The sequence below is a fragment of the Falsiroseomonas sp. genome, from assembly GCF_030695085.1.
Lineage (GTDB): Bacteria > Pseudomonadota > Alphaproteobacteria > Acetobacterales > Acetobacteraceae > Falsiroseomonas.
Window position 1 is genome coordinate 110,134 of record NZ_JAUYTS010000056.1, and the last position, 18,621, is coordinate 128,754.

An 18,621-nucleotide genomic window follows, 5' to 3' on the forward strand; every position below is an offset into this window, starting at 1 on the left:
ATGACTGATCTGTTCTCCCCGCTGACCATCCGTGGCGTGACGCTTGCCAACCGCATCGGCATCTCGCCGATGTGCCAGTATTGCTGCGGCGATGATGGCCGCCCGACCGACTGGCACATGGCGCATCTGCTGCAACGCGCCCTGGGCGGCGCGGGCATGGTGATGGTGGAGGCCACCGCCGTGCTGCCGGAAGGCCGCATCACCCCGGGCGATGTCGGGCTGTGGGAGGATGCGCAGATCCCGTCCCATGCGCGGCTGGCGGCCGCCATCGCCCATGCCGGCGCGGTGCCGGCGATCCAGATCGGCCATGCCGGCCGCAAGGCCAGCCGGGCGCCGGCCTGGGTGGATGAGCCGGCGAGCCCGGGCTGGGAGATCGTCTCCGCCAGCAACCTGCCGATGGGCCATTTCGCCGCGCCGCGCCCGATGACCGAGGCCGAGATCCTCGACCTGCCCGCCGCCTTCGCCGCCACGGCGAAGCGCGCGCTGGCCGCCGGCTACAAGCTGATCGAACTGCACGGCGCGCATGGCTATCTGCTGCACCAGTTCATGTCGCCCATTTCCAACAAGCGCAACGACCGCTGGGGCGGCGATTTCGAGGGCCGCACCCGGCTGCCGCTGGCGATCGCGGCCGCGGTGCGCGAAGCGGTGGGGGAGGAGGTGCCGCTGTTCCTCCGCATCTCGCACACCGACTGGATCGAGGGCGGCTGGAGCACGGCGGAGAGCATCGAATTGTCGAAGCGCATGGCCGCGATCGGCATCGACGTGATCGACGTCTCCTCCGGCGGCATCGACCCGTCGCAGAAGATCGTGCTCGGCCCGGGCTACCAGGTGCCGGGGGCGGAGGCGGTGAAGCAGGGCGCCGGCGTGCTGGTGGCGGCCGTCGGCCTGATCACGGAGCCGGAGCAGGCGCAGGCGATCATCACCGAGGGCCGCGCCGACCTGGTGCTGCTGGCCCGCGCCACGCTGCGCGACCCCTACTGGCCGATGCGCGCCGCGGTCGCGCTGGGCCGGGTGGATGCCATCCGCACCCCGCCGCAATACGACCGCGCCTGGGGGTCCATCGCGCGCATGGCGATGCGGGTGGAAACCGGCGCGCCGATGCCGCCGCTGGGCTGATCCCAGATCCCACCGCCCGGAACCCGCGGCGCGCGGGGTAGGTCCAGGCGCTTGAGGCGCGGATCGGTCACGACCCGCGGGATCTGGACCCGCGGGATTTCAGCGGCCCCGAGAGCCCTCTCCCCCAGGCGGGGAGAGGCAGCCTTCAATCCACCTTGATGTCGCCGTCCCGGATCACCCGGTCCCATTGCGTGATCTGGGCCAGCAACAGGGCGGCGGCCTCGGCCGGTGTCCCGCCGACCGGCTCGAAGCCCAGCTGCGTCAGCCGCGCCGTCATCGCCGGGCTGGTGACGGCGCGCCGGGACGCCTCCGCCAGCTGGGCCAGCACCGGCTCCGGCAGCCCGGCCGGGCCGATCAGCGCGTTCAGCAGCGCGGCATCCACCGCCGGGAAGCCCGCCTCCGCCATGGTGGGCACCTCCGGCAGCAGGCTGGCGCGCGTGTCGCCGGTGATCGCCAGCGCCCGCAGCCGGCCGGCGCGGACATGTTCGGCCATCGCCGGGATGGTGCCGAAGGCCATGTGGACACGGCCGGCGAGGACATCCGTGATCATCGGCCCGCCGCCGCGATAGGGCACATGCAGGAAGCTGAAGCCGGCGGCCAGGCGGAACTGCTCGCCCGCCATATGCACCGCGGTGCCATTGCCGGCGGAGCCGAAGGTCAGCTCATTCGGCTTGGCCCTGGCGTCGCGCACCAGCGCCGCCAGATCCTGCCAGGGGGCGGAGGCCGGCACCACCAGCACCAGCGGCGACCGCACCAGGACCGAGACGAAGCTGAAATCCCGCCTGGTGTCATAGGGCAGCCGGCTGCCGAGCAGGCCGGGGTTCACCACGAAGGCGGTATCGATCACGCCGAGCGCATGGCCATCCGGCGTCGCCGCGGCGATCGCCTGGGTGCCGGTGACGCTGGCGCCGCCGCCGCGATTCTCCACCGCGAAAGGCTGGCCGAGCGAGCTGGAAAGCTCCTGCGCCAGCAGCCGCGCGGTGATGTCCGTGGCGCCGCCGGGCGGATAGGGCACGATCAGCCGCACCGGCCGGCTGGGATAGCCCTGGGCCAGGGCGGGCGCGGCGAGCGCGGCGGCGAGGGTGGCGGTGAGCAGGCTCCGGCGGCGCAGGGTGATGGTCATCGGCGCATTCCTCGTTCTTGTTGTTGTTTCAGTCGCCGCCAAGGCTCCAGCTTTCGGTCAGCCAGGGCGCCAGGCGCGCCGGGTCCAGCTCCAGCCCGATGCCCGGCCCCTCGGGCAGCGCGACCATCCCCGCCCTATCCAGTACCGGCGTGCCGAGCAGCGTCAGCAGCGGGTTCGGCGTCGCGTCGTATTCGATGAAGGGGTAGGGCGCCGGCCCACCGCCACGCCGCGCGGGCAGCAGGGCGGCCATCTGCAGGGCGGCGTGGAAATTCACCAGCGTGCCGAAGACATGCGGCATCACCGGCAGGTCATAGGCATCGGCCAGCGCGGCGACGCGACGGAAGCCGGTGAAGCCGCCACAGACCGTCAGGTCCGGTTGCAGGACGGAAAAGGTGCGCGCGGCCAGGAAATCCCGGAAGGCGGCCAGGCTGGCCAGCGCCTCGCCGCCCGCGATGGCGCAGGGCACGGCGCGGGCGACGGCCTGGTAGCCGGGGATATCCTCGGGCTGCAGCGGCTCCTCGATCCAGAGCAGCCCGGCCTCCTCCATCCGCCTGGCGGATTCGATGGCGGAGCCGACGCCGTAGCCCTGGTTGATATCGACCATCAGCGCGACGTCATCGCCCACCTGCCGGCGCATCGCCCGGGTCATCACGCCATCCGCGCGCGGGTTGAAGCCGGCGCGCGGCTTGATGGCGCGGAAACCGCGGCGCAGCAGGGCATCGACCTGTTCCGGATAGGCGCCATAGGGCGCGGCGCCCTCCGCGATGAAGGGACCGCTGGCATAGGCGAGCGCGCGGTCGCGCAGCGCGCCGCCCAGCATCGCCGCGACGCTGAGGCCCTGTCCGCGCGCCGCCGCATCATGCAGCGCCATATCCACGGCCGAGGCCGCCATCATCGCCGGGCCGCGCCGGTCATAGCCCAGCGTGCCGAGCATGGCGTGATACAGCCGGCCGTAATCCCGCACGCTCTGGCCCAGCAGCAGCGGCGCCAGCTTCGTCCTGATCAGCGCCGCCGCGGCGAAGGGGGAGGCGAAGACCTCGCCCCAGCCGACCACGCCGGATTCCGTCACCACGCGCAGCAGCAGGAAGTCGCGCCGGCGGATGAAGGTGGAGGCGTTGCCCAGCGCCGGTGTCGGGCTGAAGCCCGCGTGGAAGCCCTGGATGCTGGCGATCTTCATGCGTTCCCCCGGCGTCTTTCGTGGTGCTGCGCCCGGGGGGAGGCTGCGGCGTGGGATTCATGCTGTCAAATGGCGAGATTCGCTGACATCATCGCTGAATGGCTATGAACCTCAATCTGCGCGAGTTGCAGGTGTTCCGCGCCGTGATGGACCAGGGCGGCGTCACCGCCGCGGCCGCCACGCTCGGCATGTCCCAGCCCAGCGCCAGCAAGATGCTGCAACAGGCGGAGGAACGGCTCGGCTTCGCCCTGTTCGTGCGCCAGCGGAAGCGCCTGGTGCCGACGGCGGAGGCGCATGCGCTGCTGCCGGAACTGGTCGGCGCCTTCACCGCGCTGGAAGACCTCGGGCGCCTGGCGGAGGATCTGCGCGGCGGGCGTTCCGGCCTGCTGACGCTGGTCGCGGTGCCGGCGCTGACCACCACGCTGCTGCCCCGCGCCATCGCCCGCTTCCGGGGAACGCGGCCGGAGGTGTTCCTGGCCCTGCGCGCGGTGACGGCGATCGAGGCGGTGAACCTGGTGGCGGACCACCGCGCCGATCTGGCGCTGATCCTGGGCACCACGCCTGATGCCAGGACGGAAGCGCGCAGCCTGTTCACCTCCGAGATCGGCTGCGCCCTGCCGGCGGGGCACGCGCTGGCCGCGAAGCGCGCGCTGCATCTGGCGGATCTCCTGGACCTGCCGCTGATCTCGCTGGGCCCGCAGCAGCCGGTCGGCGCGGTGCTGCACCGGGCGCTGGCGGAGGCCGGACGCAGCGGGCGGATCGCCATGGAGGTCTCGCAATCCGCCATCGCCTGCGCCCTGGTGCGCGAAGGCGCCGGGATTGCGGTGCTGGACGGCGTCGGGTTGCAGGAGGCGCGGTCCCAGGGGCTGGTGGTGCGGCGGCTGCTGCCGCGCACTCGCCTGGCCGTCAGCCTGCTGCGGCCCCGCCATCGCGCGCCGTCCCGGCTGGAGCAGGATTTCGTCGCCGTGCTGGATCAGCTGGTGGCGGAGGAAGGGCGCGCGCCGTAACGCGCCCCCGGCCGGTCAGGCGCGGCCGGCGGCCTTGTCGGCCTCATAGCGCGCCTTGGTCTCGGCATTGGCGGGATACAGGCCAGGCAGGGCCACGCCCTTGCCGACTTCCACCATGATCCAGGCCTCCAGCCGTTCCTGCTCCACCGCCGCATCCACCACGGCATCCAGCAGCGCGGCCGGGATCACCACGGCGCCGTCCTGGTCGGCCACGACGATATCGCCCGGCACCACGGTGACGCCGCCGCAGCCAATGGTTTCCTGCCAGCCGACGAAGTTCAGCGCGGCAACGGAGGCGGGCGCCACATAGCCCTGGCAGAACACCGGCAGGCCGGTGCCGATCACGCCGGCGCCGTCACGCACCATGCCATCCGTCACCAGCCCGGCGACGCCCTTCTTGGCCATGCGGGCGCACAGGATATCGCCGAAGATGCCGGCGGCGGTGCTGCCCATGGCATCCGCCACGGCAACCGCGCCTTCCGGCATCGCCTCGATCGCGGCGCGGGTGGAGGTGGGGGAGGCCCAGCTATCGACGGTGGCGAGGTCTTCCCGCGTCGGGGTGAAGCGCAGCGTAAAGGCGGGGCCGACGATGCGCTGGGTGGGGCCGGGCACCAGCGGGCGGCTGCCGGCGATGTAGCAGAACCGCACGCCCTTCTTCAGCAGCACCGTGGTCAGGGTGGCGGTGGTCACGCCCAGAAGGGCGTCGCGCTGTGCGGGGGTCATGGGCAGGCCGGCTCCGTGTGCTTCGATGGCGAAGCTTGAAGCGCGATGCGGGCCTGCCGTCCAGGGTGCCCTGCTGGGGGGCACCACCTGCGCATCAGTCAGCCTTGGCGCCGCATGAATTCGGCAAAAAGAGGAACCGTAAAATCAAGATATCCGTGATCCGTGCTGTAAATCATGCCTTTTGCGATGATGCTGGCCCGGGCGGGTCCCAAAGATTTTTGCGCGCGGTTCATTTGCCTTGAAATGTCCGCCAGCGCGTAAGGCCCGTCGCCAAGCTGTGCCATTGCCTTGACGAACTGAACTTCCGCCTTTGTCAGGCGGTCAATCCGGACCTTGAAGAACCCTTGATCCAGCGATGCAAGTGTTTCTGGGTAGGATTTGTCGGCATCGCCAAGTGTTATCTTTGAGTCTTCCGCATTGTTCCACGTCACGGAAGCCCATTCCTGGATAAAGAAGGGGTAGCCCCTGGTGCGTTCAATAATAGATCCCAGGGCTTCCTCTTCTATTTTTGCGCCTTCCTCAATGATCGGCTTCTCGATCGCTTGCCTCGCAGATACCGGGTCCAGGGCACCCACCGCCGGGTATTGGAACAGCCGCTCAGCGTAGGACTTGGCTTCTCCGGCCAAGCGCGCAACTTGCGGGAGACCTGCGCCGACCAGCAGGACCGGCAGACCTTCCTGCGATACACGGTGCAATGCGACAATCAAGGCCGAAAGATCACTCTCCGTGAGATACTGCACCTCATCGATCAAAAGCAGCCAGCCACGCCCGGCCGCCTTGGCGGATTGTCCAATCAGGACAAAAAGATCAGGTAGATCGTACTGGAGATCGCCGGTATCAACCAATCCGGGTTCGGGCTCGACGCCGACTTCTACCCCAGCCATATCGATCTTGAATATCGAAGCAAAATTCCGAAGGCCCTTGAGGCCTCGAGCAGCGATCTGTTTGGCAGCTTCCACGCCAGACAGCGATCTCATGACCTTTCGCATCTCCGGATAAATGAGGCGGGCGAGACTTTCGCCCTCCGGAGATTCGACTTTGGAGACCAACAGGCCCTCCTGTTCAGCCTGTCGCCCAATTTCGTTGAGCAGCACCGTTTTCCCGGTGCCCCGCAAGCCCAAGAGCATGATCGAGCGTGCGCTTCTGCCCTGCACGGCACGCACGCAGGAAATCTTGCCAGCCTCGAGAATGGCCGCCCGGCCTGCAAGCTCCGGCGGGCGGCTTCCCGCTCCAGGGGCAAACGGATTGCGGTAGGGGTCCATCGGTCCTCCGGCGGCGACCTTATGTCTAGCAATGTATAGGGAAGACTACCGAATTTTCCTAGTCTTCTTTAGGCTTTGCTAGATTTGGAGGCTCGGCATGCCCGTCAGGGCATCCGCGCCAGTGCCACGCCCCATTCCGGCAGCGTGCCCTGCGGATCGGGCAGGATCGCATCCGCCAGTGGCTGCGCGCCGGCCAGCAGCACGGGCGGCACCGGCGCCGGCTGGCCCGAGAGGTTGAACAGGCAGCGCAGCCGCGCGCCGCTGGCCGCGTCCACCCGGTCGAACCCCAGCAGCGGCGCCGGCAGGTCGAGCGGCACCAGATCCCCGGTGATCATCGCCGGATGGCCATGGCGCAGCTTCAGCAAAGCCCGGGTGAAGTGCAGCGGGCTGTCCGCATCCGCCTCCTGCACATCGACCGCCAGGGGTAGATGCGTATCCGGCACCGGCAGCCAGGGTGTGCCGGTGGTGAAGCCGGCCTGGGGCTCGGACTGGCGCCAGGGCATCGGCGTGCGGGAGCCGTCGCGGCCGGCGAAGTCCGGCCAGAATTCAATGCCGAAGGGGTCGCGCAGCGCCGCGAAGGGCAGCTCCGCCTCGGGCAGGCCCAGCTCCTCCCCCTGATACAGGCAGATGCTGCCGCGCAGTGTCAGCAGCAGGGCCAGCAGCAGGCGCGTGACGCGGGCATCCGGCACCTGGCCGGGCGCCCAGCGCGTTGCGGTGCGGACCACGTCGTGGTTGCTGAAGCACCAGCAGGCCCAGCCTTCCGGATTGGCGGCCGCCTGCACCAGGGCGGTGGCGATCGGGTGGTCGAAGGCGCCACGCAGCGGGGCCAGGGTATAGGCCATGTGCAGCAGCCCCGGCCCGGTGGAGCGGGCCACGCGCGCATGCGCGCCGGGCTGGGAGGACAATTCGCCCAGCAGCGCGCGATCGCCGAAGGCATCCGCCGTGGCGCGGAAATGCCGCAGGATGGTCGGCGTCTCCGGCCCCATCATGTCGAACTGATGAAGCTGCATCCCGAACAGCTTCGAGGGGATTTCAGGCTTGGGCGGCGCGGCCGGATTGTCCCGCAGCTGCGGGTCGCGGTGCAGGAAATCCAGCGCGTCGATGCGAAAACCGTCCACGCCGCGGGACAGCCAGAAGCGCATGATCTCCGCCACCGCATCGCGGGTTGCGGGCTCGGCCAGGTTCAGCGCCGGCTGCGCGGACAGGAAATGGTGCAGATAGTACTGCCGGCGGCGGGATTCCCAGCGCCAGGCGGGGCCGCCGAAGACGGAAAGCCAGTTGTTCGGCGGCGTGCCATCCGGCCGCGGATCGGCCCAGATGTAGCGATCCGCCAGCGGCCCGGTGCGGCGGGCGCGGCTTTCCAGGAACCAGGGATGTTCCACGCTGGTGTGGCCGACCACCAGGTCCAGCATCACCTTCAGCCCGCGCGCATGGGCGGCCTCGACCAGCGCATCGAAATCCGCCTGGGTGCCATAGGCGGGGTCGATGGCGCAGTGGTCGGCGATGTCGTAGCCGAAATCGGCCTGCGGCGAGACATAGATGGGCGAGAGCCAGATCGCGTCCACGCCGAGGCTCGCGATATGGTCGATCCCCGCCAGCAGGCCGCGCAGATCGCCCACGCCGTCGCCATCCGAATCACGGAACGACCGCGGGTAGATCTGGTAGATCACCGCGCCCTGCCACCATGAACTCATGCATCCGCTCCAATCTGTCCGGAGTCAGAAAAGCCTGGCCGCCGTGCGGGTTGCACCAGCGGGCAACCGTCCACCGGGCCGGGCGTTCCTGCCCCTCTGGGCTAAGGGATGGCTGGTATGGACGACAAGGACCGGTTGGACGAGGCAAAAGGTGCGGAGGACGCGCTGCGCCCCACCCTGCCGGGCGGCGAGCCCGTGCGGGAAGGCGAGAGCGGCGAGGAGGCCGGGGAGGCTGACGCCGCCGGCACGGTGGACAGGCCGATCCAGCCCGGCGCGACCCAGCCGGGCGAGGCCATGGAACAGGCCCAGCTGCGCGGCGGGCCGGTGGACATCGCGCCGGAGCGGCCCCGCCGCGGCTAGTCCGACCCGGTGGCGAGCACGGCCGCGGCCAGATCCTCGCCGGCCCAGCCGACGGATTTGAACACCGTGACCTCCTGCGCACCGCGACGCCCGGGATGGGTGCCACGGCACAGGTCGAACAGGTCGGCGGCAACCTGCGCCTCCGTGATGGCGCCCTCGGCGATGGCCTGCACCACGTCACCGGCTTCGGCCAGGCCGCCGGCGCGCGTGTCCAGCACCAATGTGGCGCGGGCCAGCAGGGCGCCGTCACTCTCCCGCATCGTTGGCCGGAAGGCGCCGACCAGGTCCACATGGGTGCCGGGCGAGACCTCCGCGCCCAGAACCAGCGGCGCCTCGGACAGGGTGGCGGCGGAGACGATGTCGAAGCCGGCCGGATTCGGGCTGGCGGCGGCCAAGGCAGGCAGGCCGTGAACTGCCAGCCGTGCCGCCAGCGCCTCCGCCTGCGCCGGCTTGCGTGCCCAGATCGCGACCTGTTCGATCGGGAAACGGTCGCACCAGGCTTCCGCCAGGGCGGCGGCGACCCGGCCGGCGCCGAGCACCAGCAGGCGGCGGCTGTCCGGCCGCGCCAGGTAGCGGCCGGCCAGCGTGCTGGCGGCGGCGGTCCGGCGGTCCGTCAGCTCCCCGCCATCCAGCAGCGCGATCGGCTGGCCGGTCGCGGCATCGGACAGCAGATACACCGCCTGCACCGCCGGCAGGCCGCGCGCGCCATTGCCGGGCAGCACATGCACGGTCTTCACCCCGGAATGGCGGGCGGTCCAGGCCGGCATCAGCAGCAGCATGCCGGATTCGGGCAGGGCGTGGCGGTGGCGCAGCGGCGCCTCGCAGCCATCGCGGAACATCGCCTCCAGCGCCGCTTCCAGTGCGGCCCAGGGCAGGGCGTGCCGCAACTGCTCCGCCGTCATCATCCGCATCGTGGCAAATCCTTTCCCTTCCGGCGGTGGGGACACAGGCTTGCACACCCTGCGGGCGGGGCAAAATGGCAGGAAGATGGACCGTTTGACACGCGCGGATGCGCCGCCTAGCGAAGCGGCCGAACGCGCCGATTCGCGCGTTGCTCGCCGCCCGGCGCTGGCGCAGCATGGTCCCCGGCTTCGCGCCATGGGCCGTGCCGCCGGAAGAACCGGGCGGCCCAGAGGCTTCGTAACGAGATAAGGGAGTTGACGGTATGAAGGCACTCCGCCTGACTTTGGCCGCCGTGATGGGTGGTGCCGCGATGCTGGTGGCGCCCGTGATGGCCCCCATGATGGCCCCGGCGATGGCCCAGGCCCCCGCCGCCAGTGGCGCCACCCTGGACGCGATCCGCGCCCGCGGCACGCTGATCTGCGGCGTGAACACCGGCCTGGCCGGCTTCGCCCAGCCGGACAGCCAGGGCGTCTGGCGCGGCTTCGACGTGGATTACTGCCGCGCCGTCGCCGTCGCGCTGTGGAACGACCCGAACAAGGTCCGCTACGTGCCGACCACGGCGCAGAACCGCTTCACGGCGCTGCAGTCCGGCGAAGTCGACATGCTGGCCCGCAACACGACCTGGACCCTGTCCCGCGACACCTCGCTGGGCTTCGACTTCACCGGCATCAATTTCTATGACGGCCAGGGCTTCATGGTGAAGACCTCTGCCGGGGTGCGCACCGCGCGCGACCTGAACGGCGCCACCATCTGCGTGCAGCCCGGCACCACCACCGAGCAGAACCTGACCGACTGGGCGCGCGCCAACCGCATCCGCTTCACCCCGGTGGTGATCGAGCGGCTGGAGGAAGTGGTGGGCGCCTATGTGTCCGGCCGCTGCGATGCCTACACGACCGACGTCTCCGGCCTCGCCTCCACCCGTTCGGCGCAGCCGCGGCCGGCCGACCACATGATCCTGCCGGACGTGATCAGCAAGGAGCCGCTTGGCCCGGCAGTTCGCCATGGTGACCAGCGCTTCGCCGACCTGCTGCGCTGGATCCATTTCGGCCTGGTGGGTGCCGAGGAACTGGGCATCACGGCGGCGAATGTGCAGCAGGCGGCGCAAACCGATGCGCGGCCGGATGTGCAGCGCATGCTCGGCCGCAGCGGTGAACTGGGCCAGATGCTCGGCGTCGACAACCTGTGGATGGTGAACATCATCCGCACGCTGGGCAATTACGGCGAGATGTTCGAGCGGAACCTGGGCCCGATCGGCCTGCAGCGCGGCCCGAACGCGCTGTGGACCAATGGCGGCCTGCAATACGCGCCGCCGCTGCGCTGAGCGACCGTTTGGGAATGCTACCGACCCGCCAGTGTTCTCAAACGATCTCTAGGCCCTGATCACCCGGCTTCCGCCGGGTGACGACCAACCCGGGCGGCCCGCTTGCCGCCCGGCGACCAAGACAGGCGATCCTGCCGGCAGCCCCGGGATTGCGCGCCACCGGCCCAATGCTTGCATGGCCCGTGGCTCCGAAGCCCCCTTTGCACTGGCAGAATCCTGGCTGCACCAGATTTTCCGACAAGACTCGCCAGCGCCGGCAGGAGCCAACCTGCGGGAGCCACTCCGCAACAGGGATGCCGCATGTCTTCCTCGACCGCCGATCCGCGCCTTGCCAAGGCCGGGCCGCCCCGCCGACCGATCCGCCTGTCCTGGTCCGATGAACGCCTGCGCGGCATCGTCTGGCAGGTGCTGGTGGTGGGCGTGGTCGCGGCCATCCTCTACTGGCTGTGGTCCAACACGGTGCACAACCTGGAGGTGCGCCGCATTGCCACCGGCTTCGGCTTCCTGGGGCGGGAGGCGGGGCTGCCGATCGGCGAGAGCCTGATCTCCTACGAACCCACGGATACCTATCGCCGCGCCCTGACCGTCGGCGTGCTGAACACGCTGAAGGTGGCGATCGTGGGCGTGGTGCTGGCCACCATCCTCGGCACGCTGGTGGGCATCGCGCGGCTGTCGAAGAACTGGCTGCTGTCGAAGGTGGCGGGCCTGTATGTCGAGATCATCCGCGACCTGCCGCTGCTGCTGCAACTGCTGTTCTGGTACACCATCCTGCAAAGCCTGCCCGGGCCGCGCCAGGCGCTGAACCCGGTGGATGGCGTGTTCCTGTCCAATCGCGGGCTGCTGCTGCCCTTCATCGAATGGATGCCGGCGCATTGGTGGGCGCTTCTGGCCCTGGTGGCGGGCTTCGTCGGCACGCTGCTGTTCGCCAAGGCGATGCGCGCGCGGCAATACGCCGATGGCCAGCCGCGCAAGGTCTGGCCCGCCGGCATCACGCTGATGGTCGGGCTGCCGCTGCTGGTCTGGACCACGCTTGGCGCGCCCTTCACGCCGGACATCCCGGCGCTGCGCGGCTTCAACTTCCAGGGCGGCATCACGATGACGCCCGAGTATTTCGCGCTGCTGCTCGGCCTCGTGACCTACACCGCCGGCTTCATCGCGGAGATCGTCCGCGCCGGCATCCAGGCGGTGAGCCTGGGGCAGTGGGAGGCCGCGCAGGCGCTCGGCATGCGGCGCGGCGACATCCTGAAGCGCATTGTGCTGCCGCAGGCGCTGCGCGTCATCATCCCGCCGATGACCAGCCAGTATCTGAACCTGACCAAGAATTCCTCGCTCGCGGTGGCCATCGGCTACCAGGACATCGTCAGCATCGCCAACACCACGCTGAACCAGACCGGCCAGGCGATCGAGGGCATTGCCATCATCATGCTGGTCTACCTGACCATCAGCCTGTCGATCAGCTTCTTCATGAACTGGTACAACTCCCGAATCGCCCTGGTGGAGCGCTGAGCATGAGCGACGTGACGCTGAATGCCGCCACCGCCAACCCGGAAGCCGCGCCACGCACCGCGCCGGTGGTCAGTACGGGGCCGGTGGCCTGGCTGCGGGCCAACCTGTTCTCCTCCTGGATCAACACCGCGGTTTCCCTGGTGCTGGCCTATCTGCTGATCCGCTGGACGATCGGCTTCATCGACTGGGCCTTCATCAACGCCATCTGGACCGTGCCCGTGCAGGGCAACATCCCGCAGACCCAGGCCTGCCGGGAACTGGAAGGCGCCGGGGCGTGCTGGGCGGTGATCGGGGAAAAGCACCGCTTCATCCTGTTCGGCACCTACCCGTATGAGGAACACTGGCGGCCGCTGCTGGTCTGCGCGCTGTTCATCGCGCTGTATGTGGTCTCGGCCATGCGGCGCTTCTGGTCCTGGGTGCTGATCCCGATCTGGATCGGCACGCTGACGGTGATCGGCGTGCTGATGTGGGGCGGCATCCTCGGCCTGTCGTATGTGCCGCAGGAACGCTGGGGCGGGCTGCCCATCACGCTGATCCTGTCCACCTTCGGCCTGGCCTTCGCCTTTCCGCTGGCGGTGCTCGTGGCACTCGGCCGGCGGTCCAAGCTGCCCGCCATCAAGATGCTCTGCGTGCTGTATGTGGAACTGGTGCGCGGCGTGCCGCTGATCAGCCTGCTGTTCATGGCCAGCGTGATGTTCCCGCTGTTCCTGCCGGAGGGCATGAACATCGACAAATTGCTGCGCGCGCAGGTCGCCATCACGCTGTTCGCCGGCGCCTATCTGGCGGAGGTGGTGCGCGCCGGGCTGCAGACCCTGCCGCGCGGACAGTATGAGGCAGCGGACGCGCTCGGCCTGTCCTACTGGTACAAGACCGGCTTCATCATCCTGCCGCAGGCCTTGCGGCTGGTGATTCCGCCCCTGGTGAACACCTTCATCGGATTCTTCAAGGACACGTCGCTGGTGCTGATCATCGGCATCTTCGACCTGCTGACCGCGGGCAAGACCGCGATCGTGGAGCCTGCCTGGCAGGGCTTCGGGATCGAGGTCTATGTCTTCGTCGGCGCCATCTACCTGGTGTTCTGCTTCGCCATGTCGAAGTACAGCCAGGATCTCGAACGCGACCTCAACCAACATCGCAGCCGCTGAAGCGGAGCACAGGGAAGCTGAATATGGGTCAGACCATCGAAACCGAGGGCCGCTTCGCCTCCGCCATGCGGACCGATGCGCCGCCCGCCATCGTGCTGGCGGACGTGAACAAGTGGTTCGGCACGCTGCATGTGCTGCGCGACATCAACCTGTCCGTTGCCACGGGCGAGCGCGTGGTGGTGTGCGGCCCCTCCGGCTCCGGCAAATCCACCATGATCCGCTGCATCAACCGGCTGGAACAGCACCAGCAGGGCAAGATCATGGTGGACGGCATCGAGCTGTCGGACGACCTGCGCAGCCTGGATGCGATCCGCCGCGAGGTCGGCATGGTGTTCCAGTCCTTCAACCTGTTCCCCCATCTGACGGTGCTGGAGAACTGCACCCTGGCGCCGATCTGGGTGCGCCGGATGCCGAAGAAGGAAGCCGAGGACCTGGCGATGGAATACCTGGAACGGGTCCGCATCCCGGAACAGGCGAAGAAGTATCCCGGCCAGCTCTCCGGCGGCCAGCAGCAGCGCGTCGCCATCGCGCGCGCGCTGTGCATGAAGCCCAAGATCATGCTGTTCGACGAGCCGACCTCGGCGCTCGACCCGGAAATGATCAAGGAGGTGCTGGATACCATGGTGATGCTGGCGGAGACCGGCATGACCATGATCTGCGTGACCCATGAAATGGGCTTCGCCCGCCAGGTGGCGGACCGCGTGGTGTTCATGGATCGCGGCGAGATCGTGGAGAGCGGGGAGCCGGAGGCGCTGTTCAGCGACCCGAAGACGGACCGCCTGCGCCTGTTCCTCAGCCAGATCCTGCGGGGACATTGAGCCAGGGCGGCCCAGGCGGGCGGGCCATGCTTGCGGTGCACCAGGGCGCGGGCCTATGCCTGCGCCCGTTCCGCATCTGGAGCTCACTTTGAGCCATCCCGCCGCCCGCCCTGCCTCGCTGGCTGCCATCATCGGTGTTCTCGGCATCGTCTATGGCGACATCGGCACCAGCCCGCTTTATGCAATGCGCGCCTCTCTGTTGCTGTTCGCGGCGGACGGGATCACGCCCTTCGAGATTCTTGGCATCCTCAGCCTGATCTTCTGGTCGCTGATCATCGTCGTTACGGTGAAATATGTCGGCTTCATCCTGCGCGCCGATAATCGCGGGGAGGGCGGCATCATGGCGCTCACCGCCCTGGCGCAGAACGCCATGCCACCGGGCAGCCGGTCCCGCCGCCTGGTGATGCTGGTGGGCATCGCCGGCGCCAGCCTGTTCTTCAGCGATGGCATGGTGACGCCCGCGATCTCGGTGCTGTCGGCGGTGGAGGGGCTGAAGGTGGTCTCGCCCGCGATGGAGCCGGCGGTGATCCCGGTCTCGCTCGTCGTGCTCATCGGGCTGTTCCTGGTGCAGTATCGCGGCACCGGGTCCATGGGCGCCATCTTCGGCCCGATCACCGCCTTCTGGTTCCTGGTGCTGGCGCTGCTCGGCCTGGCGCAGATCGTGCAGAACCCACAGGTGCTCTCGGCTCTTTCGCCGCACCACGCGCTCGCCTTCGCCACGGAATACCGCATCGCCGCCTTCATCTCGCTCGGCGCCGTGGTGCTGGCGGTGACGGGGGGGGAAGCGCTGTATGCGGATATGGGGCATTTCGGCGCCAAGCCGATCCGCTTCGCCTGGATGTTCATCGTGCTGCCGGCGCTGGTGCTGAATTACTTCGGCCAGGGCGCGCTGTTGCTGGCCGATCCGGCGGCGCTCGAAAGCCCCTTCTTCCTGCTGGCGCCGGAGGTGCTGCGCCTGCCCCTGGTGCTGCTGGCCACGGCGGCGACCATCATCGCCAGCCAGGCGATGATCTCGGGCGCCTTCTCCGTCGCGCGCCAGGCGATACAGCTCGGCCTGCTGCCGCGCATGACGGTGCGCCACACGAGTGAGACGGAGCAGGGCCAGATCTACCTGCCGCAGGTGAACTTCATGCTGCTGTTCGGCGTGATCATCCTGGTGCTGGAATTCCGCTCCTCCGACGCGCTGGCCGCGGCCTATGGCCTGGCGGTGACGGGCACCTTCGTCTGCACCAGCCTGCTGGCGGGCGTGGTGTTCTGGCGCCGCTTCGGCTGGCCGCTGTGGCTGGCGCTGCCGGTCTTCGGCCTGTTCCTGTTGATCGACGTGCTGTATTTCGCGGCCAACCTGCTGAAGGTGCCAGAGGGGGGCTACTTCCCACTGCTGCTCGGCATCGTGCTGTTCACCCTGATGCGGACCTGGCGGCGCGGCCGCGAATTGCTGTTCGCCCGCTTCCGCCAGGATAGCCTGCCGCTGAAATCCTTCCTCGCCCGGCTGCCCCAATCCCGCACGCTGCGGGTACCGGGGATTGCCGTTTTCATGACCAGCCAGGCGGATTTCGTGCCCGGCGCGCTGCTGCACAACCTTAAGCACAACAAGGTGCTGCATCAGCGCGTGCTGTTCGTGACGGTGCTGAACGAGGATATCCCCCGCGTCGAGGACCGGCGGGAGGTGACCGAATTGGCGCCCGACATCCACCGCGTGATCCTGCGCTACGGCTTCCTGGAAAGCCCGAACCTGCCGAAGGAGCTGGAGGCGCTGCGCGACATCGGCATTCCGTTCGAGCCGATGCAGGCCAGCTACTTCCTGGGGCGGGAGACGGTGGTGGCCGCCGCGGTGCCGAAGATGCCACGCTGGCGCCAATGGCTGTTTACGCTGATGAGCCGCAACGCCCAGCCCGCCACGGAATTCTTCCGCATCCCGTCGGACCGGGTGGTGGAGCTTGGCGTGCGGGTGGCCATCTGAAACGAATGCCCATCTGCCGCGTTGCAGAACGTGGGCATAGGAGTGGCAAGGTGGTCGCGTCGAGGCTGGTTGAGGTGACGCTGGTGCGAACCTGGAGCCCGGCGGATCCGCAGGCGAATGCCGGGTACCGGTTGATCTTCGCCATGGCGCTGGACGCGCATGGCATGCCGGATGTGCAGGCCCTGCGGGCTGGGACGGAGCCCTGGCCGGCGCGGCTGGAGATGCCGGATGCGCCGCCCATCCTGGGCGACGTGGCGCATGATGAGGAAGGCTGGGCGCTGCGCTTTCCACAAGCGGGCGATTCGCTGTCCGAGGCCCCGCTGCACCGCATATTGGGCGCCGGCGGCTGGCTGCGGCCAGGCGAGGTGGTATCGATCCGCAGGCCCGATGGCGCCGAATCCGCCTGGCGCATTGTGGCGGTGGAATAGGCCAGCCCCAACAAAAAAGGCGCCCACCCTGCGGTGGACGCCCTTCCCGAAAATCTGGTGGAGCCATGGGGAGTCGAACCCCAGACCTCTTGAATGCCATTCAAGCGCTCTACCAACTGAGCTATGGCCCCGCACACAGTCACGAGGCGGGCCGTATAGCCGCCGGTCGGGGGGCGCGCAAGCCACCCCCAGGCGGGTTTCGCAACCCCCTTCCGTCGCGCGCCGGACCCGCATAGGGTCCGGAACATCAGGGGCTGGAGGGCACGGGCAGCGATGGGCAAGATCTACGGGGATGCGAAGGCGGCACTCGCCGGGCTGTTGCGGGATGGCATGACCATCATGTCCGGCGGCTTCGGCATCAGCGGCATCCCCTCCGTCCTGATCGAGGCGATCCGGGAATCGGGCGTGAAGGACCTGACGGTCATCTCGAACAATGCGGGCATCGACGATGCCGGCCTCGGCCTGCTGCTGCACACGCGGCAGATCCGCAAGATGATCAGCTCCTATGTCGGTGAGAACGCGACCTTCGCGAAGCAGTACCTGGCCGGCGAATTGGAGATCGAGTTCAACCCGCAGGGCACGCTGGCCGAGCGTATCCGCGCCGGCGGCGCCGGAATCCCGGCCTTCTTCACCAAGACCGGCTACGGCACGGCGGTGGCGGAGGGCAAGGAGACGCGGGAATTCGACGGCGAGCATTACGTGATGGAGCGCGGCCTGTTCGCCGACCTCGCCATCATCCACGCCTATATGGCGGACCATGAGGGCAATGTCGTCTACCGGAAGACCGCGCGGAACTTCAACCCGGTGATGGCCACCGCGGCGAAGGTGACGGTCGCGCAGGTGGAACACATCGTCCGCAACGGCGAGATCGATGCGGACCACATCCACACCCCCGGCATCTTCGTGAAGCGGATGATCGCGCTGCCGCCCGATTTCGAGAAGCGGATCGAACAGCGCACCATCCGCAAGCACCCGGCACCGGCTGGCGCCGGTGGCGATATTTGAAGCCCTCAGACGCCGGGCGGGCGCTGCACGCCCTTGGCTTCGCGCAAGCCACTGTGGCTTCCCGCCGCATCGTGGGTCTGTGCGCGGGCCGCGTCCGCGGCCTCGGCCCGCGCGAAGTGGCGCGTGCCGCCCTTGCCTTTTCCTGGAGATAACGGAATGCCCTGGACCCGCGACGAAATGGCGGCGCGCGCGGCGCGCGAGCTGCAGGACGGCTTCTATGTGAATCTCGGCATCGGCATCCCAACACTGGTGGCCAACCACGTGCCGCCCGGCATGACGGTGCAGCTGCAATCCGAGAACGGCATGCTCGGCCTCGGCCCCTTCCCCTATGAGGGGGAGGAGGATCCGGACCTGATCAATGCCGGCAAGCAGACCATCACGCAGCTGCCCTCCAGCAGCTTTTTCGACAGCGCCCAGTCCTTCGGCATGATCCGCGGCGGGCATATCGACCTGTCCATCCTGGGCGCGCTGCAGGTGGCGCAGAATGGCGACCTGGCGAACTGGATGATCCCCGGCAAGATGGTGAAGGGGATGGGCGGCGCGATGGACCTGGTGGCCGGCGTCAAGCGCGTGATCGTGCTGATGGAGCACACGGCCGGCGGCAAGCCGAAGCTGCTGAAATCCTGCAACCTGCCGCTGACCGGCCGGCGCGTGGTGGATGTGGTGGTGACGGAACTGGGCGTCTTCGCCATCGACAAGAAGGGCGATGCCCCGATGCGCCTGCTGGAGACGGCCCCCGGCGTGACCGAGGCCGAGATCCGCGACAAGACCGAGGCGGATTTCACCACCGCGCTGGTCAACGCCTGACCCCAAGCTGGCCTGACCCCAAGCTGGCCTGAGCCGAGGGGGCGCCGCGAAGGCGCGCCCCGTTCAGCGACTACTGAAGCTGCGGCTGGCGCACCTGCTGGTAGCGCAGGCGGTCATCCTCGAGGATCCGGCGCAGCCGCTCCAGCTCCCGCTCCCGCTCCGCCAGGGACCGTTCCCAGTCGCCGCCGGCGGCCGGGGTGGGTGTGGCGCGCGCGGCGGCGACCGGCGCGACCTCGCGCGCTGGCTGGGACGTGGGCGCCCGGCGC

At 68.8% G+C, this 18,621-nt stretch carries 18 protein-coding genes and 1 tRNA gene; 11 read left to right on the plus strand and 8 right to left on the minus strand.

The features are described from left to right. A complete protein-coding gene (locus Q8S40_RS06785; RefSeq protein WP_305669774.1) occupies positions 1-1,116 on the plus strand; it encodes an NADH:flavin oxidoreductase/NADH oxidase in 1,116 nt (371 codons plus the stop codon). Between the two features lie 145 nt (positions 1,117-1,261). Here Q8S40_RS06785 and Q8S40_RS06790 read toward each other — a convergent pair whose 3' ends face one another. Beyond that, the gene (locus Q8S40_RS06790) at positions 1,262-2,239 is read right to left on the minus strand and encodes a tripartite tricarboxylate transporter substrate binding protein (RefSeq protein WP_305669775.1); all 978 of its coding nucleotides are present in this window, start codon (positions 2,237-2,239) and stop codon (positions 1,262-1,264) included. A 28-nt stretch (positions 2,240-2,267) separates the two neighbouring features. Further along, positions 2,268-3,416 (minus strand): mandelate racemase/muconate lactonizing enzyme family protein, encoded by a 1,149-nt coding sequence (locus Q8S40_RS06795; RefSeq protein ID WP_305669776.1) that lies wholly within the window; start codon positions 3,414-3,416, stop codon positions 2,268-2,270. 98 nt (positions 3,417-3,514) lie between these two features. Between Q8S40_RS06795 and Q8S40_RS06800 the strand changes: the two genes are divergently transcribed. After that, a complete protein-coding gene (locus tag Q8S40_RS06800) occupies positions 3,515-4,423 on the plus strand; it encodes a LysR family transcriptional regulator (RefSeq protein ID WP_305669777.1) in 909 nt (302 codons plus the stop codon). A gap of 15 nt (positions 4,424-4,438) precedes the next feature. Here the strand turns inward: Q8S40_RS06800 and Q8S40_RS06805 are convergent, their stop codons facing one another. The 3 genes from Q8S40_RS06805 to Q8S40_RS06815 all read right to left on the minus strand — a co-directional run bounded on the left by Q8S40_RS06805 (position 4,439) and on the right by Q8S40_RS06815 (position 8,102). Then, positions 4,439-5,146, minus strand: a complete 708-nt coding sequence (locus Q8S40_RS06805) for a ribonuclease activity regulator RraA (RefSeq protein WP_304812392.1) — start codon at positions 5,144-5,146, stop codon at positions 4,439-4,441. A gap of 98 nt (positions 5,147-5,244) precedes the next feature. Then, positions 5,245-6,408 (minus strand): ATP-binding protein, encoded by a 1,164-nt coding sequence (locus Q8S40_RS06810; protein ID WP_305669778.1) that lies wholly within the window; start codon positions 6,406-6,408, stop codon positions 5,245-5,247. Between the two features lie 104 nt (positions 6,409-6,512). After that, entirely contained in the window at positions 6,513-8,102 is a 1,590-nt protein-coding gene (locus tag Q8S40_RS06815; protein WP_305669779.1) for an alpha-amylase family glycosyl hydrolase, read from the minus strand. Between the two features lie 117 nt (positions 8,103-8,219). On the opposite strand from Q8S40_RS06815, the gene Q8S40_RS06820 reads away from it, so the two are divergent. Further along, the gene (locus tag Q8S40_RS06820; protein WP_305669780.1) at positions 8,220-8,462 is read left to right on the plus strand and encodes a hypothetical protein; all 243 of its coding nucleotides are present in this window, start codon (positions 8,220-8,222) and stop codon (positions 8,460-8,462) included. Here Q8S40_RS06820 and Q8S40_RS06825 read toward each other — a convergent pair. Further along, complete coding sequence (locus Q8S40_RS06825) at positions 8,459-9,373, minus strand: ornithine cyclodeaminase family protein (RefSeq protein WP_305669781.1); 915 nt, start codon at positions 9,371-9,373, stop codon at positions 8,459-8,461. The genes Q8S40_RS06820 and Q8S40_RS06825 overlap by 4 nt on opposite strands. A 254-nt stretch (positions 9,374-9,627) precedes the next feature. Here Q8S40_RS06825 and Q8S40_RS06830 point away from each other — a divergent pair, with 254 nt between their 5' ends. The 6 genes from Q8S40_RS06830 to Q8S40_RS06855 all read left to right on the plus strand — a co-directional run bounded on the left by Q8S40_RS06830 (position 9,628) and on the right by Q8S40_RS06855 (position 16,543). After that, positions 9,628-10,686 carry an amino acid ABC transporter substrate-binding protein gene (locus tag Q8S40_RS06830; RefSeq protein ID WP_305669782.1) on the plus strand — a complete coding sequence of 353 codons (1,059 nt, stop codon included), beginning with the start codon at positions 9,628-9,630 and terminating at the stop codon, positions 10,684-10,686. 300 nt (positions 10,687-10,986) lie between these two features. Then, on the plus strand, positions 10,987-12,192 hold the full coding sequence (locus Q8S40_RS06835) for an amino acid ABC transporter permease (RefSeq protein WP_304812381.1): 1,206 nt from the start codon (positions 10,987-10,989) through the stop codon (positions 12,190-12,192). A gap of 2 nt (positions 12,193-12,194) precedes the next feature. Beyond that, the gene (locus Q8S40_RS06840; RefSeq protein ID WP_304812378.1) at positions 12,195-13,337 is read left to right on the plus strand and encodes an amino acid ABC transporter permease; all 1,143 of its coding nucleotides are present in this window, start codon (positions 12,195-12,197) and stop codon (positions 13,335-13,337) included. Positions 13,338-13,402: 65 nt separating this feature from the next. Next, the gene (locus Q8S40_RS06845) at positions 13,403-14,155 is read left to right on the plus strand and encodes an amino acid ABC transporter ATP-binding protein (RefSeq protein ID WP_304812566.1); all 753 of its coding nucleotides are present in this window, start codon (positions 13,403-13,405) and stop codon (positions 14,153-14,155) included. A gap of 55 nt (positions 14,156-14,210) precedes the next feature. Continuing rightward, positions 14,211-16,115: a potassium transporter Kup gene (locus Q8S40_RS06850; RefSeq protein WP_305669783.1), complete on the plus strand. Its 1,905-nt coding sequence runs from the start codon at positions 14,211-14,213 to the stop codon at positions 16,113-16,115. Between the two features lie 50 nt (positions 16,116-16,165). After that, a complete protein-coding gene (locus tag Q8S40_RS06855; protein ID WP_305669784.1) occupies positions 16,166-16,543 on the plus strand; it encodes a hypothetical protein in 378 nt (125 codons plus the stop codon). 55 nt (positions 16,544-16,598) lie between these two features. Here Q8S40_RS06855 and Q8S40_RS06860 read toward each other — a convergent pair. Further along, positions 16,599-16,674, minus strand: a tRNA-Ala gene (locus Q8S40_RS06860). A gap of 142 nt (positions 16,675-16,816) precedes the next feature. On the opposite strand from Q8S40_RS06860, the gene Q8S40_RS06865 reads away from it, so the two are divergent. Together Q8S40_RS06865 and Q8S40_RS06870 are read left to right on the plus strand one after the other, a co-directional pair. Next, complete coding sequence (locus Q8S40_RS06865) at positions 16,817-17,548, plus strand: CoA transferase subunit A (protein ID WP_305669785.1); 732 nt, start codon at positions 16,817-16,819, stop codon at positions 17,546-17,548. Positions 17,549-17,704: 156 nt separating this feature from the next. Continuing rightward, positions 17,705-18,355, plus strand: a complete 651-nt coding sequence (locus Q8S40_RS06870) for a CoA transferase subunit B (RefSeq protein ID WP_305669786.1) — start codon at positions 17,705-17,707, stop codon at positions 18,353-18,355. A gap of 70 nt (positions 18,356-18,425) precedes the next feature. Here the strand turns inward: Q8S40_RS06870 and Q8S40_RS06875 are convergent. Further along, a partial coding sequence (locus tag Q8S40_RS06875) for a hypothetical protein (RefSeq protein ID WP_305669787.1) occupies positions 18,426-18,621 on the minus strand: 196 nt, incomplete at its 5' end.

Coding starts and splice junctions, on each gene's coding strand:
- Q8S40_RS06785 (WP_305669774.1), top strand. CDS start 1: ATGACTGATCTGTTCTCCCCGCTGACCATCCGTGGCGTGACGCTTGCC.
- Q8S40_RS06790 (WP_305669775.1), bottom strand. CDS start 2,239: ATGACCATCACCCTGCGCCGCCGGAGCCTGCTCACCGCCACCCTCGCC.
- Q8S40_RS06795 (WP_305669776.1), bottom strand. CDS start 3,416: ATGAAGATCGCCAGCATCCAGGGCTTCCACGCGGGCTTCAGCCCGACA.
- Q8S40_RS06800 (WP_305669777.1), top strand. CDS start 3,515: ATGGCTATGAACCTCAATCTGCGCGAGTTGCAGGTGTTCCGCGCCGTG.
- Q8S40_RS06805 (WP_304812392.1), bottom strand. CDS start 5,146: ATGACCCCCGCACAGCGCGACGCCCTTCTGGGCGTGACCACCGCCACC.
- Q8S40_RS06810 (WP_305669778.1), bottom strand. CDS start 6,408: ATGGACCCCTACCGCAATCCGTTTGCCCCTGGAGCGGGAAGCCGCCCG.
- Q8S40_RS06815 (WP_305669779.1), bottom strand. CDS start 8,102: ATGAGTTCATGGTGGCAGGGCGCGGTGATCTACCAGATCTACCCGCGG.
- Q8S40_RS06820 (WP_305669780.1), top strand. CDS start 8,220: ATGGACGACAAGGACCGGTTGGACGAGGCAAAAGGTGCGGAGGACGCG.
- Q8S40_RS06825 (WP_305669781.1), bottom strand. CDS start 9,373: ATGCGGATGATGACGGCGGAGCAGTTGCGGCACGCCCTGCCCTGGGCC.
- Q8S40_RS06830 (WP_305669782.1), top strand. CDS start 9,628: ATGAAGGCACTCCGCCTGACTTTGGCCGCCGTGATGGGTGGTGCCGCG.
- Q8S40_RS06835 (WP_304812381.1), top strand. CDS start 10,987: ATGTCTTCCTCGACCGCCGATCCGCGCCTTGCCAAGGCCGGGCCGCCC.
- Q8S40_RS06840 (WP_304812378.1), top strand. CDS start 12,195: ATGAGCGACGTGACGCTGAATGCCGCCACCGCCAACCCGGAAGCCGCG.
- Q8S40_RS06845 (WP_304812566.1), top strand. CDS start 13,403: ATGCGGACCGATGCGCCGCCCGCCATCGTGCTGGCGGACGTGAACAAG.
- Q8S40_RS06850 (WP_305669783.1), top strand. CDS start 14,211: ATGCCTGCGCCCGTTCCGCATCTGGAGCTCACTTTGAGCCATCCCGCC.
- Q8S40_RS06865 (WP_305669785.1), top strand. CDS start 16,817: ATGGGCAAGATCTACGGGGATGCGAAGGCGGCACTCGCCGGGCTGTTG.
- Q8S40_RS06870 (WP_305669786.1), top strand. CDS start 17,705: ATGCCCTGGACCCGCGACGAAATGGCGGCGCGCGCGGCGCGCGAGCTG.